Genomic DNA, 21,490 nt, shown 5'->3' with positions numbered 1-21,490 from the left:
CACAGGACCTATCGTTTCACAAGTCATGATTGCAGGGCATATTTCAAGAGTCGCTCAGCCCCATGGCTAGCGTGGGACGGGCCTGTAACACCGCCAGGAATGTCCAGCCGGTCGCCGCAAGCGGTTATTGCCCAGCCTTCGGCGCCGTCGTCAGCTCGGAACCATAAGCCTCCTTCAACTCGCCCTGCCCTTTCACACGATCCACGGCCTTGTGAAGCAGGGTCGAACTATAGCCTTGCGAACTCCGCCCTTCGATCAGGGTGACATCGGCGTTTCCCGGATTGTTCGATTGCTCGAACCAATCGACCGGGTGATGCAGGAAGTTCATCTCGAAGGCCCGGTTGGTGACGCCGTGGCCGACGATGATGACATTGTTCTTTCCGTTTTCGGCATCATGCATGACGGTCTGCAGGAACAGGCGGACGCGCTGGGCGACGTCGGCGCGGCTTTCGCCGTCCGGCGGGCGGGCGTAGAACTTGCCGTTGTTGTTGCGCAACCGCGCCCACTTCTCGAACTCGTCGGGGAATTTCCGCTTCTGTTCGGCGTGATCGTAGATTTCGGTAAAGAGCCCGAAATCCTGCTCGCGCAGCAGATAATCCTCCCTGACGTCCCCGATCAGATCGGCGGGCAAAACCTCCAGCAGAGCATCCTTGCTCTGCCTTGTCCGCAGGAACGGCGAATACCAGACGTTCAGCTTGCGCAACTCGGCGCTCGGCAGCCCCTTCAGATAAGCAGAGATCGCCTGCCCCGCCTCCAGCACCTGCCGATATCCCCACTCCGTCAACGGGACATTGTGATCGCCGAACTGCCGATAAGCCCGGTCATCGATATTGCCGAGGGATTCGCCGTGCCGAACGAGAAGGATGCGCATGAAGGGTCCCGTATTGCTGCAAATCGCATCATATGGGAGAGCGTGGCGCTTGCAACGTCGGGGCAAGCGGACGCATACGATTTGGCGTGGATCCCAGCGTGGTCTTGGGCGAGCAAATAACGCAATTTCGTCCCTCCCCTTGCCTTTCCCGGAAAAATCCGTATAAGCCGCCCTGTTCGCAACCCGGTCTTCTGGCTGGTGGCTGAACGGAGGGCCGGTTTTTCGCAAGAAGAATCGTCGGAACGGAAGCGTTCCAGCCTCCCGTGTCTCCGCTCTCGACCGTCTCGGAAACGCTTTTCTTGCTTGGGGTCATCCCTCTCAGGAGCAGTCGTTGAGGCTTAGCCGCCGAATATCGGGTTCAGACCAACGCAAGAAAGGCGAAGCTATCCATGGCTCTTTACGAACATGTATTCCTTGCCCGACAGGATATTTCCGCGCAGCAGGTCGATGCCCTCGTAGAACAGTACAAGGGTGTTATCGAAGCTAACGGCGGTAAAGTCGGGCGTATCGAAAACTGGGGCCTCAAGTCCCTCACCTACCGCATCAAGAAGAACCGCAAGGCTCATTACGCCCTGATGGACATCGATGCTCCGGCCGCTGCGATCCAGGAAATGGAACGCCAGATGCGCATCAGCGAAGACGTCCTGCGTTACATGACGATCGCTGTCGAGAAGCACGAAGAAGGCCCGTCTGCCATGATGCAGAAGCGCGACCGTGACGACCGTCCGCGTCGTGATGGCGACCGTCCGGAGCGCAGCTTCGGCGATCGTGGTCCGCGCCCGGATCGTGGCGACCGCGAAGACCGTCCGCGCCGTCCGCGCGAAGACCGCGTATAAGGAGATTTTGAACAATGTCTGAAGTTTCCTCCGCACCGGTCCGCCGTCCGTTCCATCGCCGCCGCAAGACCTGCCCGTTCTCGGGCGCCAATGCGCCGCGCATCGACTACAAGGACGTCCGTCTCCTGCAGCGCTACATTTCCGAGCGCGGCAAGATCGTTCCTTCCCGCATCACGGCCGTTTCCCAGAAGAAGCAGCGCGAACTCGCCCAGGCGATCAAGCGCGCCCGTTTCCTCGGCCTGCTGCCCTACGTCGTCGCTTGATAGCAGCCGACGCAGACTGAATAAGGGGAAGGCAGCGATGCCTTCCCTTCTCCCTTTCGCGGTGGGCGCGAATCGGAACCTTGAAACCCCATGTTGGGGACGGCTTTCAGGCCCGAGTGCCGGAAGCATCCTCTAACTGCTCGATCGTGAAGCAGGACAGCGACGTGAAAAAGTTGAACGCAAAAGAGCTTGGTATCGGCGCACTCGCCGGTCTGACCGCCGCCCTACTCGTGTATGGCGCGACGGTACAGCCATTGCTGTTCATCCTCTTCGGCGCACTTTCCGCTCTTCCTATCCTGATCGTCGGCCTCGGCTGGGGCAACATGGCGGTCATTGTCGCCATCCTCGTTGCCGGCGTGGTCGGTACGGTCGCGCAATCGGTCTATTTCGGACTGTTCGTCCTTTTGCTGACGCTGATCCCCGCATGGCTCAGCCATCTCGCGAATCTGGCGCGGCCCGCTTCCGAACTCGGCGGACCGGATCACCTGATGGCCTGGTATCCACTCTCCGATATCATGCTGCACCTGTGCGGCCTTGCCGCCGTGGTCATCGTCGTCGCCGGCGCGGTCATGGGCTACAATGCCGATCTCGTCGGCCAGGTCGTGGATCTCTACGTCAGGGCCGTGAATGAGCAGCAGCCATCGTTGCCGCTCGATCCCATCGCAATCCAGAAGACCAAGACCCTCATGCTCTACGCGATCCCCGTCGCCTGGGGCATGATCTGGGTCATGATGCTGCTGGCCGCGTATTACGTGGCGACCCGCATCGTCGCGACGTCGAACCGTAATCTGCGCCCGCGCGAGGATATTCCCTCCTCGCTGCGCATGAACCGCAACGCGATCTTCGTCTTTCTCGTGGCGATCGTCGCCATCTTCTTCGGCGGCGTCGTGGCCCTCATAGCCGCCGCCGTGCTCGGCGCTTTCGGCGCGGGCTTCATCGTTTCCGGCTTTGCGTCGCTGCACTACCGGACGCGCGGCAAGGACTGGCGCATACCCGTGCTGATCCTCTGCTATGTGCTGTCCTTCGTCCTGACGCTGCCGCTCGTCATCATCCTTGTTCTCGGCCTCTACGATACCCGCAAGGCGATATCGCTGACCCCGAACAAGAATGCCGATACATCCAAACCAACAGACACGAAAATCTGACATCGAAAGGAACAAGAAAATGGAAGTCATTCTTCTCGAACGCATCTCCAAGCTCGGCCAGATGGGCGAAACCGTCAAGGTTCGCGACGGCTTTGCCCGTAACTACCTGCTGCCGCTCGGCAAGGCGCTGCGCGCCAACGCCGCCAACAAGGCCCGTTTCGAAGCCGAGCGCGCGACGCTCGAAGCTCGTAACCTCGAGCGCAAGAGCGAAGCCCAGAAGGTTGCCGACGTTCTCGGCGGCAAGTCCTTCATCGTCGTTCGCTCGGCTGGCGAAACCGGTCAGCTCTACGGTTCGGTCGCTGCTCGTGACGTCGTTGAAATCCTCGCCGCCGAAGGCTTTAACATCGGTCGCAGCCAGGTTCACATGAACACCCCGATCAAGGCCATCGGCCTGCACGACGTTGCCATCGGCCTGCACGCCGAAGTCGAAATCACCGTCGAGCTCAACGTTGCCCGTTCCGCTGAAGAAGCCGAGCGTCAGTCCAAGGGCGAGACCCTCACCTCCGCCGACGCCATCTACGGCATCGACGAAGACGCCCTGCGTCCGGAAGACTTCTTCGATCCGGAAGCTGACGGCAACGCCGAAGACGACGCTTGATCGTCAGGTCTTTGCAAGATCGCGAATGAAAGAAAGCCTGGGTCTTACGACCCAGGCTTTTTTGTTGTCATGCGAACGGAGGGGATAGCAGCCTGCCGGTCAATCGCCGCCTGCGGCTTCCGGCAGCGGGGCCGAATCCCTGTCGATCGAAACCAGCACGGACATGCCGGGCGCCAGGTCGTCCGCCAGGGGCTGGCCATCCTCGATCTTGATCCGGACGCCGATGCGCTGGGCGACCTTGGTGAAATTGCCCGTGGCGTTGTCGGCCTTGATGACGGCGAATTCGGAACCGGCGGCCGGCGAAAAGCGCTGGATGCGGCCCTTGATCTCGCGATGCCCCAGCGCATCCACCGATATCGTGGCCGGCTGATCGAGCTTCATGCCGTCGAGCTGCGTCTCCTTGAAATTGGCAATGACCCAGACGTCTTTCGGCACCAGGCTCATGAGCTGCGTGCCGGGCGTCACATATTGGCCTATGCGCACGCCGACCTCGCCGACCCGACCATCGCGCGGCGCCTTGATCGTCGTGTTGTCCAGATCGATTTCGGCAAGCTGCACGGCCGCTTCCGCGCCACTGACGCCGGCCTCGAGCGAGGCGCGGTTGACGATGATCGTCGTCAAATTCTGCTGGGATACGTCCAGACCGGCCTTGGCCTGATTGAGCGACGCTTGCGCCTGCTGCAACGTTGCCTGCGCCTGCTCGGAATCACTGGTGGTCGACACGCCCTTGGAAACCAGCGTCGTCACGCGGTCGGCGGCAAGCTGCGCGCGCTTGAGCGCGGCATTGGCGCTGTCGATCTGGGCCTGGCTGGAGACGATGCCGGCGCGGGCCGCCTGTTCCTGCTGCTGCGAATTGGCAAGCGCCGCCTTCTGCCCGGCCAATGTCGCGCGCGCCTGCGCCACCTTCTGCTTGTAGATGCGGTCGTCGATCTGGGCGAGCACATCGTCCTGCTTGACGAGCTTGTAGTCCTTGATCGGCACGTCGGTTATATAGCCGCTGACCTGCGGGCTGATGGTCGTGACATAGCCCTTCACATAAGCATCGTCGGTCGTCTCGACGGACGTCTTGAACGGCGGCAGATGCCAAGCATAGAGCACCAGCATGACGCCGCCGATGCCTGCCAGAACCGCAATGACTTCGATGGGTGAGCGAACGAGCCTCGGCATGGAACTGTTTCATATCCTCATGGGTTGGATGCGGCGACCTGCGCCCGATCTTCGGCCAGACGGGCTCTGACGAAGCGGTAGAACACGTGGATTGAGAGACCGGCGAGCGATATGAAAGCGATCACGGCGGCGACGAAAAACGCATCGCCATAGGCGAGCATATTGGCCTCCCGGCTCATCTGCGCGCCGAGCAGCGACAGCCCCTCTCCCTTCAGCAGCGCGCTGTCCCCGATCACCCTGCCATAGGAGGCTGAAAGCTGGCTGACGCGATCGGCCACATGCGGATCGGTCAGCAACACGCGCTCGGTCAGGACGGCGGAGTGAAACTTTTCGCGAATGGTGATCAGCGTGCCGTAGAAGGCGGAGCCGATCAGGCCGCCGATGCTCTGGGTGAAGGCGAAGACGACGAAGAAGGTCACCAGGTAAGGCGGCCCCTTGCTCAGCGCCGCCTTGAAGCCCTCCGACATGGATGGCGGCAGAAACAGGGCCGCGCCGGCCGCGACCAGCGCCTGGCTGAGATACATCTGTTCCGGCCGGGTAAGGTTCGTCACCTGCGAATCCATCAACGAGCCCACTCCCATCAGGATGAGCGCGACGAACTGGATCTGCCAGCCGAAGCCGTAACTCATGAACACCGTACAGATGAGCCCGCCGATGATCGAGAACGCAAGGATGATCCAATAGAGCATGGCAAGCTGATCGTAGAGGAGGCCGACCGCGTTCTGATAGAAGGTCATGACGACAGAGGTCTGCTCGGCCGCAATCAGGCGGAAGATCAGCAGAATGCCCGTCAGGTGCAGGATTTCGGGGCGCAGCAGCCAGCGAACGTCGATGAGCGGCGTCGACCGCCTCAGATCGACGACGATGGCGGCTGTGATCGACGCGATGCCGATCGCCAGCACGATGCCGAGCCAGGGCACCTCGAGCCACCAGTAGAGACGCCCGACCGACAGAACGATCGCCAGACAGCCGAAACCGATCGCCACCAGCAGGTAGCTGAAAATATCGCCGAGAACGATGACCTTGACGCGCGGCGGCGGCGTCAGCGGCAAAAGATAGATGATCGGCATGACCAGCAGCGCCAGCGCCATCTCGAGCGTGTAAAGGCCGCGCCATTCGCCATAGTCCAGCAGCGAGGGCGACACGAGGCGGGTGATGGGGGCGGCAAGCAGCGTATTCGTCATCGCCAGGCTGACGCCGACCGTCATCTTCTTCGCCGGCTCGAAGGCCTCCAGCATGTAGAGGAAGCCGAGCGTCGAGAGCGGCGCGCCGGCGATGCCGCTCAGGAAACGGACGACGATGGCCGAATGCAGGTCGGAGACGAACAGATTGAGCAGTGACGCAAGCACGAAACCGAGAATGCTGACCTCGGCGAAATTGCGCACGCCATATTGCAGGCGGATCTTCACCAGGGCGATCGCAAGGCTGACATTGGGCGCCATGTAGGCGGCCGACAGCCAGGCGGACTCGGTGGTCGTCGCAGCGATGGTGCCCTGGATCTGGGTCAGGTTGGCGAAGGCGAGATTGAGACCGAGACCCTGGGTCAGAAAGAACATCACGGATGCCGCAATATAGAGCGGCACTTTCCAGCCCGGCATAGGCGGTGGGACGGCGTTGGCTTCCGCATTGGCGACCAGGCCCGGATCACCGCTCATGCATTACCTCATGATTTGCCGATATTCGGGAGGTTGGCGGTCATTGCGCGGATCACCTTCAGCGCCATCCCGACATCCTCATCCGAAATGCCCTCCAAAATATCCGTACGTACTCCCGTGGCAAGAGCCTCGACGTCGGCGGCAACGACTTTTCCGGATTCCGTCATGAAGATCTGCTTGGCGCGGCGATCCGACAGCGCGGCGCGGCGCTCGATGAAATTCTGCGCTTCCATGGCATCGAGGATGCGCACGAGCGTCGGCGTTTCGAGCTCCAGCTCGTCGGCAAGCTCCCTTTGGTTGATACCGTCCCGGCGGGAGAGTTTGCGAAAAACCCTGGCGCGAGAGAGAGTCATGCCATGCTCGCGAACGAGGGCGTCGAACGCCGCTCTCAGCTTGCGATTAAAGGCGGCAAGGTCGTCGAAAATTTCCTGTCTTATTGGCGCACCGGACATTATTGCAACTTTATACTATTAGCATCCTACCCTAATTTAAGGAAATAACCGCATTTCAGCAGCTTTTCAAGCACGATAGCCGCAACAGTTGATGCGTACGGCGAAAGACCCGGCTAAAATATTCCCCACGAAAGACTTGCTTATGTGATTCGTGTGTCGATCCTTGCGTTGCAAAGTGGCCACAAGAGATTTTTTATGTGGCGGAAATCCGCCCCTGTGGACGAGTGGAACAATGTTGATAGGCCTAGCCTATTTGCTCCATACGGCTTGGACGCCCACTTGCACGGTTGACCGTGACATCGGATCGTCGCAAACCAGTCGATACCCTAAAGCACGAAGAGATGGAAAATGAACGAAGCTGCGCGCAAGCTCGCCGCCATTGCTCCCGCCGAACAGCACTACCGCGAAGCGCCCAACAATATCGAGGCGGAGCAGGCTTTGCTCGGTGCCATCCTCGTCAACAACGATGCCTATTATCGCGTCTCGGACTTTCTGAAGCCCGTCCATCTCTATGAACCGCTGCACCGCAAGATCTTCGAGGTGGCCGGCGACGTCATCCGCATGGGCAAGACGGCCAACCCTGTCACCATCAAGAGCTTTCTGCCGGCGGAGGAAAAAGTCGGCGACATGACGGTCGCGCAGTATCTCGCGCGTCTGGCCGTCGAAGCCGTGTCGATCATCAATGCCGAAGACTATGGCCGCGCCATCTACGACCTGGCGCTGCGCCGGGCGCTGATCACCATCGGCGAGGACATGGTCAACATCGCCTATGACGCGCCGCTGGACATGCCGCCGCAAACCCAGATCGAGGATACCGAACGCCGGCTGTTCGAACTCGCCGAGAACGGCCGCTATGACGGCGGCTTCCAGTCGTTCAACGATGCCGTGGCGCTCGCCATCGACATGGCGGCCGTCGCCAAGGAGCGCGACGGCGGCCTCTCGGGTATCTCGACAGGCATTCATTCGCTCGACAGCAAGATGGGCGGCCTGCAGCGATCCGACTTGATCATCCTTGCCGGTCGTCCGGGCATGGGCAAGACCTCGCTTGCCACCAATATCGCCTACAACATCGCCGCCTCCTTCGAAGGCGAGGTGCAGGCGGACGGCTCCACCAAGGCGAAGAACGGCGGCGTCGTCGGCTTCTACTCGCTGGAAATGTCGTCGGAACAGCTCGCCACCCGTATCATTTCCGAGCAGACGGAAGTCTCCTCGTCGAAGATCCGCCGCGGCGATATCAACGACGCCGATTTCGAAAAGCTGGTGGCATGCTCGATGATGATGCAGAAGGTGCCACTCTACATCGACCAGACCGGCGGCATCTCCATCGCCCAGCTCGCCGCCCGCGCCCGCCGCCTGAAGCGCCAGCGCGGCCTTGACGTGCTGGTCGTCGACTACGTGCAGCTCATGACCGGCTCGAAAAAGGCCGGGGAAAATCGCGTCCAAGAAATCACCGAAATCACCACCGGCCTGAAGGCCCTCGGCAAGGAGCTGAACGTTCCGATCGTCGCGCTCTCCCAGCTCTCGCGTGCCGTCGAAAGCCGCGAAGACAAGCGACCGCAGCTCTCCGACCTTCGCGAATCCGGTTCGATCGAGCAGGACGCCGACGTGGTGCTTTTCGTGTTCCGCGAGGAGTATTACGTCAAAAATGCGGAGCCTCGCGATGTGGCCGATCCGAAATATGCGGAATGGGAAGCCCAGTTCGAGCGTGTCAGGGGAACCGCCGACGTCATCATCGCCAAGCAGCGCCATGGACCCACGGGCACGGTGAGGCTCGCCTTCCAGTCGGAGTTCACCCGCTTCGCCGATCTCGCCGATTCATCGTTCATCCAATACGAAGAGCACTGACAAAGGCGGTTTGCGGCGCATATGTGCGCCTCGGCACTTTTTCTTTTCATCGATGACCACTATCCTGGCCGGAGCCCAATCATCTCCGGCCGTTTTCTTGTTCAGGCAGTTTCATGACAGATACTTTCAATGACGATGATGCTTTCGCTTGCGCCGGCCTGCGGCTGACGGTGGATCTCGGCGCGCTCGTCGAAAACTGGCGCGACATGGCCCGCCGCTCCGGAAGGGCGCGTACGTCGGCCGTCGTCAAGGCCGACGCCTACGGGCTGGGGATCGAGGATGTCGGCGAAACCCTCTACGCTGCCGGCGCCCGCGATTTCTTCGTCGCCACGGCGGACGAAGGCGCGACCTTGCGCCTCTATGCTCCCGAGGCGCGCATCTTCGTGCTCAGCGGCATCTGGCCGGGCATGGAGCGGCGGTTCTTCGAGAACGACCTCGTGCCCGTCATCGCCTCGGAAGAGCAGCTCACGTTCTGGATGTCGGTGCTGTCTGACTACGGCGACTATCCCTGCGCCCTGCAGGTCGACACCGGTTTCAACAGGCTCGGCCTGCCGATGGACGATGCGATCGCGCTTGCCGACGATGTCTCCCGCCCGGCAAGCTTTGCGCCGGTACTGGTCATGAGCCACCTCGCCTGCGGCGACGATCCCGCCAATGCGATGAACCGGCAGCAGCTGGAAGCCTTCCGCAAGGTCAGCGCCGCCTTCGAGGGCATCGAAGCAAGTCTCGCCAATTCAGCCGGCATCTTTCTCGGGCCGGAGTATCATTTCGACCTTACCCGTCCCGGCATCGCCACTTACGGCGCCGAGGCGGTTCCCGGCATGGCCAATCCGATGCGCCCGGTGGCGACGGCGGAAGCGCGGATCATCCAGACCCGCTCCGTCAAATCAGGCGAAGCGGTGGGCTACGGCCGCGCGCTGCAATTGACCCGCGACAGCCGGCTGGCGATCGTCTCTGCCGGCTATGCCGACGGCTACATGCGCAGCCAGTCGAGCGGCGGCGTGCCGCTGCGCCAGACCGGCATTGCCGGCGGCCATGGCTTTATTGCCGGCCACAAGGTTCCCGTTGCCGGCCGCATCACCATGGACCTCACCATCTTCGACGTCACCGACATGCCCGAGCATCTCGTTCGCGCCGGCGACTATATCGAGCTCTTCGGCAGCAACATCTCGGTGGACGAAGCTGCAAAGGCCGCAGGCACGATCGGCTACGAAATGCTGACGAGCATGGGGCTGAGGCACGAGCGCCGGTATATCTCGGAAGAAGCCGAGGAATAGCCGCGGCTCACTCCACACAATGCTTAAGCGCGCGCTGATCGCCAGCCGGACACCGAGAGCGACGAACAGCGTGCCGAGGCCTCGGTCGAGCCACAGGCCGAAGCTGCGATTGCGCCTCAAGGCTTCGCTCAATCGGCCGCCGAGCAGGATAAGCGGCGGCTCGATGAAGGCGGCCACGACGATGATCAGGCTGCCGTGCAACAGAAGCTGCGCCCAGACCGGACCCGCGCCTTCGACGACGAATTGCGGCAGGAAGGCCAGAAAGAAGATCGCGACCTTCGGGTTGAGCAGCGAAACCATGATGCCCTGCCGGTAGATGCGCGCCCGGGACAAAGCCTTGCCCGTCTCCTTGATCCACGCCCCCTCGCCCTTCGAGCGTAGCGCCTGTATGCCGAGCCAGATGAGATAGGCAGCACCGATCCACTTCACGGTCGAGAAAGCCAGCGCGGAGGCGGCCAGGATCGCCGAAAGGCCGGCGGCGGCCATCAGCACATGCAGGCAAGCGCCGCTCCAGATTCCGAACAGCGCCGCAAAGCCGGACCGCATGCCGCTCCTGATCGTATGACCGAGAATGAAGGCAATGTCCGGCCCCGGCGATAGGTTGAGAAGAATCGCGGCGGACAGAAACCCGACCCAGTGAGCAAGCGAATAGTCAAACATCGATCATCATCCATAAAACCCGGCATAATGGCTGACACGATCGCCATTGATATGGAAATCATTAGTTTTGATAGGCGGGGAAAGACATTATCTGACAGCCGATCGCGATTCGCTGCGAAAAGCGAAGCATTTGAACTTTGAGAACAGCATCCGATGGCCAAAACCCGCACACAATTCATCTGCCAGAACTGCGGCACGATCCACAATCGCTGGGTCGGCAAGTGCGACAGTTGCGGCGCATGGAACACCATCGTCGAGGAAGATCCGATGGGCGGGATCGGCGGCGGTCCGGCAAAGACGCCGAAGAAGGGAAAGCCGGTCGCGCTGACGACGCTTTCGGGCGAGATCGAGGAAGCGCCGCGCATCTATACCGGCATATCGGAGCTCGACCGCGCCACGGGCGGCGGTTTCGTGCGCGGCTCGGCCGTCCTCGTCGGCGGCGATCCCGGCATCGGCAAGTCGACCCTGCTGATGCAAGCGGCAGCCGCACTCGCCCGCAAGGGACACAAGATCGTCTACGTCTCGGGCGAAGAAGCCGTGGCGCAGGTTCGCCTGCGGGCCCAGCGGCTGAAGGCGGCCGACACGGAAGTTCTGCTGGCGGCGGAAACCAATGTTGAGGATATTCTGGCGACGCTCGCGGAAGGCAAGCGGCCGGATCTCGTCATCATCGATTCCATCCAGACGCTGTGGAGCGAGCTTGCCGAATCCGCGCCCGGCACGGTTACGCAGGTGCGCACCGGCGTCCAGGCGATGATCCGCTTCGCCAAGCAGACGGGCACCGCGATGGTGCTTGTCGGCCACGTCACCAAGGACGGCCAGATCGCCGGGCCGCGCGTCGTCGAACACATGGTCGACGCCGTCCTCTATTTCGAAGGCGATCGCGGCCATCATTACCGCATCCTGCGCACGGTGAAGAACCGCTTCGGCCCGACCGATGAGATCGGTGTCTTCGAAATGTCCGACGCCGGCCTGCGCGACGTGCCCAATCCATCCGAACTTTTCCTCGGAGAACGCAACGAAAAGTCGCCGGGCGCGGCCGTTTTTGCCGGCATCGAGGGCACGCGGCCGGTGCTGGTGGAAGTGCAGGCGCTGGTGGCGCCGACATCGCTCGGCACGCCGCGTCGCGCCATCGTCGGCTGGGATTCGGCACGGCTGTCGATGATTCTCGCCGTTCTCGAGGCCCATTGCGGCGTGCGGCTCGGCCAGCACGACGTTTACCTCAATATTGCCGGCGGTTATCGCATTTCGGAGCCCGCTGCGGACCTTGCCGTTGCTTCTGCACTGGTTTCCTCCCTGGCCGGTCTTGCCCTGCCCGCCGATTGCGTCTATTTCGGCGAAGTCAGCCTGTCGGGCGCCGTCCGGCCGGTTGCGCACACCGCCCAGCGTCTCAAGGAAGCCGAGAAGCTGGGATTTTCCGCGGCCGTCCTGCCTGCCGCTTCCGCCGACCTGCCGAAGGTCAATGGCGGACGCTGGAGCGAGATCGACAGCCTGCCGGATCTGGTGGCGCGCATTGCTGGATCGAAGGGTGCGCTCAAGCGCGCGGAAGACGAAGACTGAGCCTTACTTCAGCCGCTCTTGGCGAAGAAGAGGCTCATGATTGAGGCCGATGCCGACCATGAGGTCTGGCAAGTCTTGAAGTGGATTATAAATGCCCATTACGATTTTCGACGGTATTGTTATCGGCGTTCTTCTCTTCTCCGCCGTACTGGCCATGGTTCGCGGCTTTTCGCGCGAGATTCTCTCGATCGTCAGCTGGGGCGGCTCGGCAGTCGCTGCCTACTATCTTTATCCGCTGCTCGTTCCCTATGCCCTGCAATACAAGGCCGACACCAAGATCGCCACGATCGCCTCGGCCGCCGTCATCTTCCTGCTGGCGCTCATCATCATCTCCTTCATCACCATCCGGATTGCCGATTTCATCATCGACAGCCGCATCGGCGCGCTCGACCGGACGCTTGGCTTCCTGTTCGGCGCCGCCCGCGGACTGCTTCTGATGGTCGTCGTCGTGGCCTTCTGGAACTGGCTGGTGGCTCCCGCCGCCCGGCCGGACTGGGTGAACAACGCCAAGTCCAAGCCTTTCCTGGATTCGATGGTCGAGAAGCTGAAATCGGCGCTTCCTGAAAACGTTCAGGCCATGCTGCCGCCGGAGATCATCAACAAGATCGCGCCGAACCAGCAGCAACAGACGCAGCCGCAGGAAGGCGGCGACAACGCCACGCCGAACGATACCGCTCCGTCGGATGACGCACCTGCGCCGCAGACAAACAATTAACGGTGCGTTTACAGGCTTGACCTGCCGCCCGAGAATCGCCATTTGAGCGGCGTGACATTGAAAGATCCGGCCCGATATTTTTTCCGGCCGGATTTTCAGCTATTTTAATGGTCACCCGTGACGCCGCCCCGATCCGCCCACGTTGAGAGCAAAGGCCCGCAGCCATGAATCATTCCCTTTCCATCGAGGACGATATCGACGGCGACACGCTGCATGAAGAATGCGGCGTCTTCGGCATTCTCGGGCATCCGGACGCGGCGACGCTGACGGCTCTCGGTCTCCACGCCCTGCAGCATCGCGGCCAGGAAGCGGCCGGCATCGTCTCCTTCGACGGCCAGCGTTTCCATTCGGAGCGGCGGATGGGCCTCGTCGGCGACCACTACACCGATCCCGCCACCTTGGCTCGGCTGCCCGGCGACCGCTCGATCGGCCATGTGCGCTATTCGACCACGGGCGAAACCATCCTGCGCAACGTCCAGCCGCTGTTTGCCGAGCTGGAAGTCGGCGGCATCGCCATCGCCCACAACGGCAATTTCACCAACGGCCTGACGATGCGCCGGCAGCTGATCGCCGATGGCGCCATCTGTCAGTCGACCTCGGACACCGAAGTCGTCCTCCATCTCATCGCCCGTTCCAAACATCCCTCCTCCTCCGATCGCTTCATCGACGCCATCAGGCAGATGGAAGGCGGCTACTCGATGCTTGCCATGACGCGCACGAAGCTGATCGCCGCCCGCGACCCGATCGGCATCCGGCCACTTGTCATGGGCGAGCTCGACGGCAAGCCGATCTTCTGCTCCGAAACCTGCGCGCTCGACATCATCGGCGCGAAATATGTTCGCGACGTCGAGAACGGCGAAGTGATCATCTGCGAGATCCAGCCCGACGGCTCGATTACCATCGACGCCCGCAAGCCGGAAGTCTCCAAGCCAGAGCGCCTCTGCCTGTTCGAATATGTCTATTTCGCACGTCCCGATTCCGTGGTCGGCGGCCGCAACGTCTATGTTGCCCGCAAGAACATGGGCATCAACCTCGCCAAGGAAGCGCCGGTCGAAGCCGACATCGTCGTGCCGGTGCCGGATGGCGGCACGCCCGCGGCCATCGGCTATGCGCAGGCGAGCGGCATTCCTTTCGAGCTCGGCATCATCCGCAACCATTATGTCGGCCGCACCTTCATCGAGCCGACGCAGCAAATCCGCGCCTTCGGCGTGAAGCTCAAGCACTCCGCCAACCGCGCCATCATCGCCGGCAAGCGCGTCGTGCTCGTGGACGATTCCATCGTGCGTGGCACGACCTCCGTGAAGATCGTACAGATGATCCGCGAGGCCGGCGCCAGCGAAGTGCATATCCGCGTCGCCAGCCCGATGATCTTTCATCCGGACTTCTACGGCATCGACACGCCGGATGCCGACAAACTGCTCGCCAACCAATACAGCAGCCTGAAGGCCATGTGCGACTATATCGGCGCGGACTCGCTTCAGTTCCTGTCGATCGACGGGCTCTATCGGGCCGTCGGCGGCGAGCCGCGCGACAATGCGCAGCCGCAGTTCACCGACCATTACTTCACCGGCGATTACCCGACGCGTCTGCTCGACAAGGAAAGCACCAGCAACGTGCGCAAGCTTTCCGTTCTCGCCAGCAACGGCTGATCTAAGAGCGATTGACAGGGGCACTTTGCACTTTGCCCCTTTCCCTTCCCTACATATCCGGATCAAGGCAGCATGAGCGTCAATCTCAAGGACAAGATCGCCCTCGTCACCGGCGCATCGCGCGGTATCGGCTACTTTACGGCATTGGAACTGGCGAAGGCCGGCGCGCATGTGATCGCCTGCGCCCGCACGGTCGGCGGGCTTGAGGAACTGGACGACGCCATCAAGGCGGCCGGTGGTTCGGCAACGCTCGTTCCCTTCGATCTTGCCGATATGAACGCCATCGACGCGCTCGGCGCCTCGATCTTCGAACGCTGGGGTAAGCTCGACATCCTCGTCGCCAATGCCGGCGTGCTCGGGGTGATTTCGCCGATCGGCCATGTCGAGGCGAAGGTGTTCGAGAAGGTGATGACGATCAACGTCACCGCCACATGGCGGCTGATCCGCTCCGTCGAGCCGCTGCTGATGCGCTCCGATGCCGGCCGTGCCGTCATCCTGTCTTCGGCGGCTGCCCATCGCTGCCGGCCATTCTGGGGGCCCTACTCCGCATCCAAGGCCGCCGTCGAGGCGCTGGCGCGGACCTGGGCCGGGGAAACGCAGAGCACGCCGCTGCGCATCACCAGCGTCGATCCGGGCGCCACCCGCACCGCCATGCGCGCCCAGGCCATGCCCGGCGAGGATCCGGATACGCTGCCGCACCCGCGCGAAGTCGCCCAGGCGATCCTGCCGCTCGTCGGCCCCGACGTCACCGAAACCGGCAAGCTCTTCGTCGTGCGCGAGAACAGGCTCGTCGACTATCGGATGCCTGAATAAAAAACACCTTCTCCCCATACGGGAGAGGCCCCCTCCCTACTTGACCAAATTCTTCCGGCGCGCGATAAAGCCGCCCATGAAAACGGTTATCTGCATTATCTGCCGGAAGATTATTCGCTAGCGTTTCGCTGGCCTGGCCGTTTTCGTCTCCCAAAATCCAAGATGACAAACGTCCGGCCTGCCGGTGACGGTATTTTTTCGGATTTATGCCTTGGGAGAGTAACATGGGCGTCGAGCCGCAACTAAAGTTCTACAACACGCTGACGCGCGAAAAGGTCGACTTCCAGCCGATCGACCGCAACAATGTCCGCATGTATGTCTGCGGCCCCACGGTCTATGACTTCGCCCATATCGGCAATGCCCGCCCGGCCATCGTCTTCGACGTGCTGTTCCGGCTGCTGCGGCAGGCCTATGGCGAGAGCCATGTCACCTATGTCCGCAACATCACCGATGTCGACGACAAGATCAACGCGCGCGCCCTGCGCGACCATCCCGGCTTGCCGCTCAACGAGGCGATCCGCCTGGTGACGGAAAAGACCGAGCGCCAGTATCGCGAGGATACGACCGCGCTCGGCTGCCTGGAGCCGACGGTGCAGCCGCGCGCGACCGACAATATCGCGCAGATGATCGCAATCATCGAGACGCTGATCGCCAAGGGCCATGCCTATCGGGCGGCCGGCGAAGTGCTGTTCGACACGAAATCGATGGCCGATTACGGCCAGCTTTCGAAGCGCAATCTCGACGAGCAGCAGGCGGGCGCCCGCGTCGCGGTCGACGAGCACAAGAAGAGCCCCGGCGATTTCGTGCTGTGGAAGCTCTCCGACGAGAACGAGCCCGGCTGGGAAAGCCCCTGGGGCCGCGGCCGTCCGGGCTGGCATATCGAATGCTCGGCCATGAGCGGGCGTTACCTCGGCGATGTCTTCGATATTCATGGCGGCGGTCTCGACCTGATCTTCCCGCACCACGAAAACGAAATCGCCCAGTCGCGTTGCGCGCACGGCACCCATGCCATGGCGAATCTATGGATGCATAACGGTTTCGTGCAGGTCGAAGGCCGCAAGATGTCGAAATCGGAAGGCAACTTCGTCACCATCCATGAGCTGCTGCAGACGGAAAAACTCGGCGGCAGGACATGGCCGGGCGAAGTGCTGAGGCTCGCCATGCTGATGACGCATTACCGCGAGCCGATCGACTTCTCGGTGAAACGCCTCGAAGAGGCGGAGCGGCTGATCGCCAAATGGCCGGCGGCGGATGTCGGCGGAGCGGCACCAGACCCGACGGTGCTTGCCGCGCTCGCCGACGATCTCAACACCGTCGCCGCCATTCAGGCACTGCACGCATTGGCGCAGGCCGCCAATGCCGACGCAAGCCTCCTGCCCGTCTTCGCGGCCAGCGCCGACCTTCTCGGCCTGTTGCCGAAGAAGACGGAGGTCGATGAAGCCGTCGTCGCCGAGATCGATGCCAAGGTGCGGAAGCGCCTGGAATTGTTGAAAGCCAAGAACTTCGCGGAAGCCGACAAGCTTCGCGATGAGCTGACGGCAAGAGGGGTTCAGCTCAAGGACGGCAAGGATGCGGCGACGGGCGAGCGCATCACCACTTGGGAGATCAAACGGTGAGCTTTGTTACCCCCCTCTGTCACTTTCGTGACATCTCCCCCACAAGGGGGGAGATTGGGTGGAGTTTGCGGCATCTCACCGCAAAACCACAAAGCTTAGTTTCCGCAGCTTCGATCTCCGTTTGGGCCGAGCGAGTGCTACGGGTTATCGATCTCCCCCCTTGTGGGGGAGATGTCACGAAAGTGACAGAGGGGGGTAGCTTGCCGCACACTCCAGTCCCGCCGAAAGTCCGCAACAATGCCCGCCGCATGCGCAAGGTCATGACGGACGCTGAATTGCGTCTCTGGAACGAATTGCGCGCCCACCGCCTCATGGGCCTCGGCTTCCGCCGCCAGCTACCCATCGCCGGCTATATCGTCGATTTCGCCTGCGCAGCCGAGAAGCTGATTGTCGAAGTCGACGGCTCTCAACATGCAACCGACCGCGATCAAACCTATGACCAGATTCGCACCCGCCGTCTCGAAGCAGACGGGTGGACTGTTTTGCGCTTCTGGAACGACGATGTCCTCAAGGATATCGACAATGTCTGCATGCATATCCTCATCGTCGCCGGAAAGGATAGAGCATGACCGTATCGACCTACACCGGCGGCTGTCAGTGCGGCGCGGTTCGCTTCCGGGTGCGGGGCGAGCTGAAGGATGCGTCGATCTGTCATTGCCGCATGTGCCAGAAGGCCTTCGGCGCCTATTACGCGCCGCTGGTCTCGACGCGCGGCGCCGAGCTTGCATGGACGCGCGGAGAGCGGAAGACGTTCCAATCGTCCAATTATGTGAAACGGGGCTTCTGCGCGGATTGCGGCACGCCGCTGACCTATGAGGCACCGGATGGCGTGGCGGTGGCGGCCGGCGCCTTCGACCACCCCTCGCAGTTGCCGCCCGTCGTGCAGTACGGCACGGAAGCCAAGATCGATTTCATCGACCGGCTGCATCTGCTGCCGGGACATCGGACGGAAGACGATGCCGAACAGGCGCCCTTCGTGCTGACCGTCGTATCCCACCAACATCCCGATCACGATACCTCAACCTGGCCACAGGAGAAGCGCCATGAGTGAAGCCACCAGAAGCGGAGGATGCCAATGCGGCGCGGTGCGGTTTCGCATTCGCGGCGAGCTCGGCCGCCCGTCGATCTGCCATTGCCGCATGTGCCAGAAGCAGTTCGGCAGCTTCTTCTCCGCGCTGGTGACGGCGCCGGATGACGGCCTTGAATGGACGCGCGGCGCACCGACCTATTTCCAGTCTTCCGTCAACATCGAGCGCGGCTTCTGCAAGAACTGCGGCACGCCGATGACCTATCGCCATCCAGGCGGCCTCGAAATCGCCATCGGCGCTTTCGACGAGCGCGACGATCTCGCGCCGCAGATTCAGGTGAACCACGCATCGCGCCTGCCCTGGGTGGAGACGATCTTCGAAAAGCCGGTCCATCAGGATCCGGACTTCTACTCGCGTCAGGAGCAGATCATTTCCTTCCAGCATCCCGATCACGATACGGACGTCTGGCCGGCGGAAGGGCTGAAAATATGACCGAAGTCCTGCGGACGCTCTATCCGGAGATCGAACCCTACGCTTCCGGCCATCTCGATGTCGGCGACGGCCACAGGATCTATTGGGAGCGGGTGGGCACGCCCGGCGCCAAGCCGGCGGTCTTCCTGCATGGCGGTCCGGGCGGCGGCAGCTCCCCGAGCCATCGTCGCCAGTTCGATCCGGCGCTTTACGACGTCACCCTGTTCGACCAGCGCGGCTGCGGGCGATCGACGCCGCATGCAAATCTCGAGGCCAACACGACCTGGCATCTGGTCGCCGATATCGAGCGGCTGCGCGAGATGGCCGGCGTCGAGACGTGGCTTGTTTTCGGCGGCTCCTGGGGCTCGACGCTGGCGCTCGCCTATGCCGAAACGCATCCGGAGCGTGTCTCTGAGCTGGTCGTGCGCGGCATCTATACGCTGACGAAGGCCGAGCTTGACTGGTATTATCAGTTCGGCGTCTCCGAAATGTTCCCTGACAAGTGGGAGCGATTCCTGGCGCCGATCCCGCCGGAAGAGCGCCATGAGATGATGTTCGCCTATCACCGCCGCCTGACGCATCCGGACAAGGCCGCTCGCCTGGAGGCCGCCAAGGCCTGGTCGCTCTGGGAGGGCGAGACCATCACGCTGCTGCCGGAGCCATCCACCAGCGACAAGTTCGCGGATGCGGAATTTGCGCATGCCTTCGCCCGCATCGAGAACCATTTCTTCGTCAATGCCGGCTGGCTCGAAGAGGGTCAATTGCTGCGCGACGCCCATAAGCTGAAGGACATTCCCGGCGTAATCGTCCACGGCCGTTACGACATGCCCTGCCCGGCCAAATATGCATGGGCGCTGCACAAGGCCTGGCCGAAGGCGGAATTTCATCTGATCGAGGGTGCGGGTCATGCCTATTCGGAGCCGGGAATCCTGGACCAATTGATCCGCGCGACCGACAAGTTTGCAGGGAAAGTATAAGGCCGGGCAAGGCCCCTCACCCTAGCCCTCTCCCCGCCCGCGGGGAGAGGGAACAACCTCATAAGCCCCTTCGCCCCGCGTAGACGGGGAGAAGGCGGGCTCGAACGGTTTAGCGAAGCGAAACCGGGAGAGAACAGATGAGGGGCACCCCATTATCAAACCGGTTCGCCGGAGGACACAGTATGACACGCGAAAAAATCCACCTCTTCGACACGACGCTCCGCGACGGCCAGCAGACGCCCGGCATCGATTTCTCCGTCGAGGACAAGATTGCCATTGCGACCATGCTGGACGAGTTCGGCCTGGACTACGTCGAGGGCGGCTATCCTGGCGCCAACCCGACCGACACGGCTTTCTTCGAGGAAAAGCGGACGAAATCGGCCTCCTTCGTCGCCTTCGGCATGACCAAGCGCGCCGGTGTCTCCGCCTCCAACGACCCCGGCCTTGCCAGCCTGCTGCAGGCGAAGTCAGATGCGATCTGTTTCGTGGCCAAGAGCTGGGACTATCATGTCAAGGTCGCGCTCGGCTGTTCCAACGAGGAGAACCTCGAAAGCATCGCCGAGAGCGTCAAGGCCGCCGTTAACGCCGGCAAGGAAGCCCTTGTCGATTGCGAGCATTTCTTCGACGGCTACAAGGCCAACCCGACCTATGCGCTCGCCTGCGCCAAGACGGCCTATGATTCCGGCGCCCGCTGGGTGGTGCTCTGCGACACCAATGGCGGCACGCAGCCGCCTGAGGTCCGCGCCATCGTCGAGGCCGTCATCGCCTGCGGCGTTCCGGGGCACTGTCTTGGCATCCATGCCCATAACGATACCGGTCAGGCGGTCGCCAATTCGCTCGCCGCGGTCGAGGCCGGCGTCCGGCAGATCCAGGGGACGCTGAACGGCATCGGCGAGCGCTGCGGCAACGCCAATCTGGTGACGCTGATCCCGACGCTGGCGCTGAAGAGAGCCTATAGCGAGCGCTTCGAAACGACGATCGATGCCGATCGGCTGGTCGGACTCACCCGTCTTTCGCACGCCTTCGACGAATTGCTGAACCGCTCTCCGGACCATCAGGCCCCCTATGTCGGCGCCTCGGCCTTCGCGACGAAAGCCGGAATTCACGCCTCGGCGCTGCTGAAGGATCCTCGCACATACGAACACGTGCCGCCGGAAAGCGTCGGCAATTTCCGCAAGGTCATGGTCTCCGACCAGGGCGGCAAGTCGAACTTCATCAACGCCCTGAAGCGGCGCGGCATCGAGGTGGGCAAGGACGATCCCAAGCTCGACCGGCTGATCCAGATCGTCAAGGAGCGTGAAGCGACAGGCTACGCTTACGAAGGCGCGGATGCGAGCTTCGAGCTGCTGGCCCGTCGCACGCTCGGCACCATTCCGGAATTCTTCGCAGTCGACGGCTTTCGCGTCATGGTCGAGCGCCGCTTCGATTCCCACGGCCGCGTCAAGATCGTCTCGGAAGCAGTGGTCAAGATCATCATCGACGGCGAGACCATCATGTCGGTTGCCGAAGGCGACGGCCCGGTCAATGCGCTCGACCTGGCGCTGCGCAAGAATTTCGGCAAGCACCAGCACGAGATCGACGATCTGGAACTGGCGGACTTCAAGGTGCGTATCCTCAATGGCGGCACGGAAGCCATCACCCGGGTCCTGATCGAATCCACCGACAGCAGCGGCGTGCGCTGGTGGACAGTCGGCGTATCGGAAAACATCATCGACGCATCGTTCCAGGCGCTGATGGATTCCGTCATCTACAAGCTGATGAAGAACCGGCATATGGCAGGCAAGATCGCGGCGGAGTGATCCGCCGGCTATCAAAAAGCTTGACGACGCCGTCAAGGAAATGAATTAGCCACGCGTCCCGCTTTGGAGTAATTCCGTCACAAATAACAGGGAATG

The 21,490-nt window shown here is 62.0% G+C and carries 20 protein-coding genes and 1 pseudogene; 16 read left to right on the top strand and 5 right to left on the bottom strand.

What is annotated here, in order from left to right; translation table 11 throughout:
* Window positions 1–124: 124 nt before the first annotated feature.
* Window positions 125–871, bottom strand: a complete 747-nt coding sequence (locus ACQZ6J_RS18915; protein ID WP_449085204.1) for a histidine phosphatase family protein — start codon at window positions 869–871, stop codon at window positions 125–127.
* 389 nt (window positions 872–1,260) lie between these two features.
* On the opposite strand from ACQZ6J_RS18915, the gene rpsF reads away from it, so the two are divergent.
* The 4 genes from rpsF (at window position 1,261) to rplI (ending at window position 3,713) form a co-directional block, all read left to right on the top strand.
* Window positions 1,261–1,707 (top strand): 30S ribosomal protein S6, encoded by a 447-nt coding sequence (gene rpsF, locus ACQZ6J_RS18910; protein WP_028753379.1) that lies wholly within the window; start codon window positions 1,261–1,263, stop codon window positions 1,705–1,707.
* Window positions 1,708–1,721: 14 nt separating this feature from the next.
* The gene (gene rpsR / locus ACQZ6J_RS18905; protein ID WP_004122103.1) at window positions 1,722–1,970 is read left to right on the top strand and encodes a 30S ribosomal protein S18; all 249 of its coding nucleotides are present in this window, start codon (window positions 1,722–1,724) and stop codon (window positions 1,968–1,970) included.
* Window positions 1,971–2,134: 164 nt separating this feature from the next.
* On the top strand, window positions 2,135–3,115 hold the full coding sequence (locus ACQZ6J_RS18900) for a DUF2232 domain-containing protein (RefSeq protein WP_449085203.1): 981 nt from the start codon (window positions 2,135–2,137) through the stop codon (window positions 3,113–3,115).
* Between the two features lie 19 nt (window positions 3,116–3,134).
* Window positions 3,135–3,713, top strand: a complete 579-nt coding sequence (gene rplI / locus ACQZ6J_RS18895) for a 50S ribosomal protein L9 (protein ID WP_163986260.1) — start codon at window positions 3,135–3,137, stop codon at window positions 3,711–3,713.
* A 99-nt stretch (window positions 3,714–3,812) separates the two neighbouring features.
* On the opposite strand, the gene ACQZ6J_RS18890 is transcribed toward rplI, so the two are convergent.
* Genes ACQZ6J_RS18890 through ACQZ6J_RS18880 form a run of 3 tightly spaced genes read right to left on the bottom strand, consistent with a single transcriptional unit; the run spans window position 3,813 to window position 6,987 of the window.
* A complete protein-coding gene (locus tag ACQZ6J_RS18890) occupies window positions 3,813–4,880 on the bottom strand; it encodes an HlyD family secretion protein (protein WP_163986261.1) in 1,068 nt (355 codons plus the stop codon).
* 17 nt (window positions 4,881–4,897) lie between these two features.
* Window positions 4,898–6,535, bottom strand: a complete 1,638-nt coding sequence (locus ACQZ6J_RS18885; protein ID WP_163986262.1) for an MFS transporter — start codon at window positions 6,533–6,535, stop codon at window positions 4,898–4,900.
* Between the two features lie 8 nt (window positions 6,536–6,543).
* Window positions 6,544–6,987 carry a MarR family winged helix-turn-helix transcriptional regulator gene (locus ACQZ6J_RS18880; protein ID WP_163986263.1) on the bottom strand — a complete coding sequence of 148 codons (444 nt, stop codon included), beginning with the start codon at window positions 6,985–6,987 and terminating at the stop codon, window positions 6,544–6,546.
* Between the two features lie 348 nt (window positions 6,988–7,335).
* On the opposite strand from ACQZ6J_RS18880, the gene ACQZ6J_RS18875 reads away from it, so the two are divergent.
* Window positions 7,336–8,832 carry a replicative DNA helicase gene (locus ACQZ6J_RS18875; RefSeq protein WP_163986264.1) on the top strand — a complete coding sequence of 499 codons (1,497 nt, stop codon included), beginning with the start codon at window positions 7,336–7,338 and terminating at the stop codon, window positions 8,830–8,832.
* Window positions 8,833–8,945: 113 nt separating this feature from the next.
* Window positions 8,946–10,109 carry an alanine racemase gene (alr, locus tag ACQZ6J_RS18870; protein WP_163986265.1) on the top strand — a complete coding sequence of 388 codons (1,164 nt, stop codon included), beginning with the start codon at window positions 8,946–8,948 and terminating at the stop codon, window positions 10,107–10,109.
* A gap of 27 nt (window positions 10,110–10,136) precedes the next feature.
* Here alr and ACQZ6J_RS18865 read toward each other — a convergent pair.
* A pseudogene (locus tag ACQZ6J_RS18865) lies at window positions 10,137–10,769 on the bottom strand (LysE family translocator); the annotation flags it as partial.
* Window positions 10,770–10,922: 153 nt separating this feature from the next.
* Between ACQZ6J_RS18865 and radA the strand changes: the two are divergent.
* From radA to cimA, 10 genes are all read left to right on the top strand, one after another.
* Window positions 10,923–12,326 carry a DNA repair protein RadA gene (radA, locus tag ACQZ6J_RS18860; protein WP_163986267.1) on the top strand — a complete coding sequence of 468 codons (1,404 nt, stop codon included), beginning with the start codon at window positions 10,923–10,925 and terminating at the stop codon, window positions 12,324–12,326.
* A 91-nt stretch (window positions 12,327–12,417) separates the two neighbouring features.
* Window positions 12,418–13,041 (top strand): CvpA family protein, encoded by a 624-nt coding sequence (locus ACQZ6J_RS18855; protein ID WP_163986268.1) that lies wholly within the window; start codon window positions 12,418–12,420, stop codon window positions 13,039–13,041.
* Between the two features lie 164 nt (window positions 13,042–13,205).
* On the top strand, window positions 13,206–14,690 hold the full coding sequence (gene purF / locus ACQZ6J_RS18850; protein WP_449085202.1) for an amidophosphoribosyltransferase: 1,485 nt from the start codon (window positions 13,206–13,208) through the stop codon (window positions 14,688–14,690).
* A 72-nt stretch (window positions 14,691–14,762) separates the two neighbouring features.
* Window positions 14,763–15,503: an SDR family NAD(P)-dependent oxidoreductase gene (locus ACQZ6J_RS18845; protein WP_449085201.1), complete on the top strand. Its 741-nt coding sequence runs from the start codon at window positions 14,763–14,765 to the stop codon at window positions 15,501–15,503.
* A 224-nt stretch (window positions 15,504–15,727) separates the two neighbouring features.
* Window positions 15,728–17,119 (top strand): cysteine--tRNA ligase, encoded by a 1,392-nt coding sequence (gene cysS, locus ACQZ6J_RS18840; RefSeq protein WP_449085200.1) that lies wholly within the window; start codon window positions 15,728–15,730, stop codon window positions 17,117–17,119.
* 200 nt (window positions 17,120–17,319) lie between these two features.
* Window positions 17,320–17,688, top strand: coding sequence for an endonuclease domain-containing protein (locus tag ACQZ6J_RS18835; protein WP_163986272.1), 369 nt, complete (start codon window positions 17,320–17,322; stop codon window positions 17,686–17,688).
* A complete protein-coding gene (locus tag ACQZ6J_RS18830) occupies window positions 17,685–18,170 on the top strand; it encodes a GFA family protein (protein ID WP_449085199.1) in 486 nt (161 codons plus the stop codon). Before ACQZ6J_RS18835 ends, ACQZ6J_RS18830 begins: the two co-directional genes overlap by 4 nt.
* Complete coding sequence (locus tag ACQZ6J_RS18825) at window positions 18,163–18,639, top strand: GFA family protein (protein WP_163986274.1); 477 nt, start codon at window positions 18,163–18,165, stop codon at window positions 18,637–18,639. The genes ACQZ6J_RS18830 and ACQZ6J_RS18825 overlap by 8 nt, the downstream gene beginning before the upstream one ends.
* Window positions 18,636–19,595 (top strand): prolyl aminopeptidase, encoded by a 960-nt coding sequence (gene pip, locus ACQZ6J_RS18820; RefSeq protein ID WP_449085198.1) that lies wholly within the window; start codon window positions 18,636–18,638, stop codon window positions 19,593–19,595. The genes ACQZ6J_RS18825 and pip overlap by 4 nt, the downstream gene beginning before the upstream one ends.
* A gap of 182 nt (window positions 19,596–19,777) precedes the next feature.
* Window positions 19,778–21,394, top strand: coding sequence for a citramalate synthase (gene cimA / locus ACQZ6J_RS18815; RefSeq protein ID WP_449085197.1), 1,617 nt, complete (start codon window positions 19,778–19,780; stop codon window positions 21,392–21,394).
* The last annotated feature ends 96 nt before the right edge of the window (window positions 21,395–21,490 follow it).

The sequence above is a fragment of the Rhizobium sp. A37_96 genome (genome assembly GCF_053521765.1).
This window is presented reverse-complemented; position numbering and strand designations above follow the sequence as displayed.